Source organism: Streptomyces sp. NPDC055078, assembly GCF_053607985.1.
Genome location: NZ_JBSGUP010000741.1, coordinates 1 through 3,885 on the forward strand (window position 1 = coordinate 1; position 3,885 = coordinate 3,885).

A 3,885-nucleotide genomic window follows, 5' to 3' on the forward strand; every position below is an offset into this window, starting at 1 on the left:
CCCCCACGGATCAGCCGTGGACCGGTTTCTGGTGGGCCGGTGCTACGGGTTGACCAGGAACAGCCTGTTGATGTCGATGTAGCTCGACTCAGTGCTGTACCGCGAGCCGCCGATGTTGGAGCCGGAGAGCTGGATCTGCTTGGCGTAGTAGACCGGTGCTGCCGGGTTGATCTCCTCGACGATGCGGTGGTGGACCTTCTCCCACTCCTTGGCCGCCTCCGCGGGCTCCAGCTTCTGGGCCTTCTTGATGCCCTCGTTGACCTGCTTGTCGTTGATGTGGGAGTAGTTCGGCTGACCGTCGGCGACCAGTTCACCGTCGTAGGTCGGGGTGATGACGGTGGACGGCGACGGCCAGTCCTGGCCCCAGCCGGTCATGTACAGGTCGTACGGGTTCTTCAGCTTGCCGATCTGCTCGTAGAAGGTGGAGCGCTCGATCTCCTTGGCCTGGACGCTGAAGCCGAGGTTGGTCAGCACCTCCTTGATGATGACCATCTGCTTCTGGCTGCGCGGCGCGGTGGCGTAGGCGTAGGTGATCTTGGTCCCCTTCTTGAAGCCCGCCTCCTTCAGCAGCTCCTTGGCCTTGGCCATGTCGCCGTTGGGCTTCTTCGCCTTGCCGTAGGGGTCGTACGTCGGGTCGTGGCCCGGCAGCGTCGGACCCATCAGACCGCCGGCCAGCTCACCGCCGTACTTGCCGCCGTCGGCCGCGATCATCCGCTTGCTGGGGATCGCGTGCGTGATGGCGTCCCGGATCTTCTTGTCCTTCATCTTGTCCAGGTTGAAGGACATCTGCCAGACGTAGGGCTGGTAGCCCTTGACGCTGCGCTTGTTGACCGCCGGCTTGCTGACGACATCCTTGATCATGGTCGGGTCGACCGAGTCCGTGAACTGGATGGCGTTCTTGGCGTCGCCCTGGTCGGCGATCAGCCGCTTGGTCTGGCTGGCCTGGTCGATCGTCAGCGAGAAGTTGAACCCGTCGGGGTACTGGGTGCGGACGGCATCGGTCTTCGGGTCCCAGTTGGTGTTCTTCACCAGCTTGATGGACTTGCCCGCCTTGTACTCGGCGATCTTGTACGGGCCGAGGGCGGCCGGAGCCTTGTCGTACTTCTCCTTGGTGTCGGCCTTCTCCGGCACGATGCTGTAGCCGGACATGGCCAGCGCCTGCGGCAGGTCGCCCTGCGGCTCCTTGAACTTGAAGACGACCGTCTTCGCGTCCGGCGTCGCCAGCACGGTGTCGGGCAGGTGCTTGCCCTTGTACGGGCCGTCCGGCAGCGCCTTGCGGTAGTCCTTGCCGGAGAGCCAGCTCTGGACGAAGGACGGGCCGTCGAAGATCACCTTCGAGTACATGCGCTCGATGGTGTGGCGCACATCGGCCGAGGTGATCGGGTTGCCCCGCTCGTCCTTGATGTTGTCCTTGAGCGTGTACGTCCAGGTCTTGTTGCCGTCGGACGGCTTGCCCGCGTCGGTGGCGATGTCACCGACGATGGACAGGTTGCCCTTGTCGTCCTCCTGGAAGTTCGTCAGGCCGCGGTGGATCAGGTTGGAGAACTGACCGGCGTCGCTGACATAGATCTGGCCCGGGTCCATATGGCTCATGTCGGATTCCATATAGACGTTGATGAAGCCGCCCGGTTTGGCGCCGGGGACCTCCGCCGCGGGTCCGGTGGACTTGGCCGCGTCGCTGTAGACGACGGGTTTCGACTGGGCGGCGGCGTCCTTCTTGGTCTTGGACTCGTCCTTGGAGCTGCCACCGCTGTCGTTGGAACAGCCGGTGAGTGCCAGGGAGCCGGCCGCGGCAGCGACGACTATCACACGCACTGAGCGCGATCGAAGGGCCTTCATGATGCTCGTTGCACCTACCTGTCCTTTGTTGTTCATCAAGAGCTGCCTGACCGGCCCGGTCGCCCGGGGCACGGGGGCGGCAGCCTCCCCCCGCGCTCCGGAAGTCAGCGTCCGGTCTTGGGGTCGAACGCGTCCCGGACCGAGTCGCCGAGGAGGTTGAAGGCGAGGATGAACACCACCAGCGCGACGCCCGGGAAGAACATGAACGCGGGGTTCTGCTCGTAGACCTCGCTGCCGATGGCGAACATCCGGCCCCAGTCGGGGGTCGGCTCCACGAAGCCGACTCCGACGTACGAGAGGAAGGCGATGCTCAGAATGGCCGCGGGCAGCATGTAGGTGCCCTGCACCAGGATCGGGGTCACGATGTTCGGCAGGATCTCCTTGCGGACGATCCGCCACCGGGAGGCGCCCGAGACCTTCGCCGCCTCCACGAACTCCCGCTCGCGCAGGGAGAGTACGGAGCTGCGGACCAGCCGGGCCAGACCCATCCAGCCGAGGAACCACATCACCAGGATGATCGCGAGGGCTCGCATATAGGTCGGCGTCTCGTCCGTCGGGGAGACGAAGAGCGCGGTCACGACCGGCATGAAGGCGATGAAGAAGAGCTGCTGCGGGAAGGCGAGGAAGAAGTCGGTGGCCCGGCTGAGCCAGTAGTCGACCTTGCCGCCGAAGTATCCGGCCACCATCCCGATGATCACGCCGGTGAGGACGGTCAGGGTGGTCACGGCGAGCGCCATGAAGAGCGAGGTGCGCATGCCGTACAGCAGCATGGTGAACACATCGCGGCCCAGGTTGGGTTCGACGCCGAACCAGAACTCCCCGGAGACCCCGCCGAAGTTGCCGACGGGCATCGAGAAGTCGTCGAGCAGGTCCTCGAAGCCCGGCTGGCTCGGGTAGAGCGTGTACGGGTCCTTGCCGTACACCTTGGAGATCACCGGCGCCAGGGCGGAGACGGCGAAGAAGAAGATCACTACGCCCGCGGAGATCATCCCGGTGCGGTCGCGCTTGAAGCGCGCCCACATGAGCTGGCCGGGCGAGCGGCCGGTGTGGGACTTGCTGCCCGCGGCGTCGGTCTTCTTGATCGCGGTGTCTTTGTCCAAGGCGACAGAGGCATCGTTGGCCTCGGTCTCGATTGGACTGGTCATGATGTGTCCATTCACGGGTGTCGGAGACCCGCGGTCCTGCGCACGGCAGCGGCGACGGACGGGTGATGTGCGCACTCGTACGTCACGGCTGTCGCATGACGGTCCCCCCGGCCGGCCGGCACCCTCGGCGGATGCGGCCGTGCTACCTCATGCCAGCGGGATCACCCACGGGCAAATCGGTCGGAATGAGCGTCAATAGGGATTGAATCCACCCTCAGGAGCGCGAGCCGAGCGGTTGACCGGGGCTCAGGATCGGCGGCCGACGTCGGCTGCCCGACCGGATGGAATGCGCTGGAAACCGGCCGTACAGGCCATGTGTGACGACCCGACCCCACTGGCGCTCGTGGCACCGCGCATGGGTTCCTCCTCATGAGTCCACGTGTTCACTGCAAATTCGGGCACATGACACCCGCCGACACCCCTGACGGCGAAGAGCTGTAACCCATGTGTGCTCGTTGAGCCGGCACTCCCCACAGTGCATGACCCATTGACCCGAGCTCAGTGAAGCCAACTATTGGGTAAGTTCGGGCCGTAAACCACACTTAAAGCATCTCGTTTTGGCAACATCAGGTGGGCCCCGAGGACCAAAATTCGGACAAAGGCATCACAGACAGACACCCCCGAAACGGACTGTTAATACAGGTTTCCGGTGAGCTACGCCCGATAGTCGGACGATCAGGGTAGGAAAACCCCTTGACGGGTGGGCCGCCCCCGGTGGTTCAATCCCACAGTTTCCCACGGGGTGGGCACGCGCAAACGGCCCGGGTCGCCCCTCGTCCGAGGGACCACCCGGGCCGCTGTCTCATTTCCGGCCGGAGTCCACCAAAGCCGACGACGCGGACCGGCCGACCGGCCGCCCCCGGCACGCGCGCCCTCGGCACATCTGCGCGCCCCGGTACTC

2 protein-coding genes are annotated in these 3,885 nt (G+C 64.9%); both read right to left on the minus strand.

Annotated elements, in window-relative coordinates:
* Positions 1–42 precede the first annotated feature (42 nt).
* Positions 43–1,839 (minus strand): ABC transporter substrate-binding protein, encoded by a 1,797-nt coding sequence (locus ACWF94_RS35810; RefSeq protein ID WP_453498515.1) that lies wholly within the window; start codon positions 1,837–1,839, stop codon positions 43–45.
* Between the two features lie 104 nt (positions 1,840–1,943).
* Positions 1,944–2,984, minus strand: a complete 1,041-nt coding sequence (locus tag ACWF94_RS35815; RefSeq protein ID WP_453498518.1) for an ABC transporter permease — start codon at positions 2,982–2,984, stop codon at positions 1,944–1,946.
* Between the last annotated feature and the right edge of the window lie 901 nt (positions 2,985–3,885).

Coding starts and splice junctions, on each gene's coding strand:
- ACWF94_RS35810 (WP_453498515.1), bottom strand. CDS start 1,839: ATGAAGGCCCTTCGATCGCGCTCAGTGCGTGTGATAGTCGTCGCTGCC.
- ACWF94_RS35815 (WP_453498518.1), bottom strand. CDS start 2,984: ATGACCAGTCCAATCGAGACCGAGGCCAACGATGCCTCTGTCGCCTTG.